The organism is Methylobacterium sp. D53M (genome assembly GCF_053345625.1).
Window position 1 is genome coordinate 1 of the sequence record NZ_JBKFAL010000091.1, and the last position, 634, is coordinate 634.

General features: G+C 79.8%; 1 protein-coding gene. It reads right to left on the reverse strand.

What is annotated here, in order from left to right; genetic code table 11:
* On the reverse strand, window positions 1-634 hold a 634-nt coding region (locus ACLBYG_RS31625), incomplete at both ends, for a non-ribosomal peptide synthetase (protein ID WP_447684091.1).

The following is a 634-nucleotide window of genomic DNA, read 5'->3' on the forward strand; positions in this document are numbered from 1 at the left end:
CGAGGATGGAATCGCCGCCGCGCTCGAAGAAGGTGTCGGACCGGGCGACGGCGTCGGGGCCGGGCAGGCCGAGCACCGCGGCCCAGAGATCGGCGAGGCGCCGCTCGGTCGCCGTGCGCGGCGGGTCGGCGTCCCGGGCGGGCGCGTCCGCGTCGGGCTCGGGCAGGGCGCGGGCGTCGAGCTTGCCGCTCGTCGAGAGCGGCAGGGCGCCGAGCAGGACGATCGCGGCCGGCACCAGGGCCTCGGGCAGGTCGCGGGCCAGGGCGCGGCGCAGCTCCTGCGGGTCGGGGTGCGCGCCCGGCGCGGGCACCGCGTAGGCCACGAGCCGCGCGGGGCCGTCGGGTCTGCGGCGGGCGAGGACAGCGGTCTGGGCGATGCCGGGCTGCGCGCGCAGGGCGGCGGCGACCTCGCCGGGCTCGACGCGCTGTCCGCGGATCTTGACCTGCTCGTCGGCGCGTCCGCGGTAGTCGAGGGCGCCGTCGGGGCGGCGTGCGGCGCGGTCTCCGGTGCGGTAGAGGCGCGCGCCGGGCCTTCCGAACGGGTCGGGCACGAAGCGCTCGGCGGTCAGGCCGGGGCGTCCGAGATAGCCGCGGGCGAGGCCGGTGCCGCCGATGTAGAGCTCGCCCACCACCCC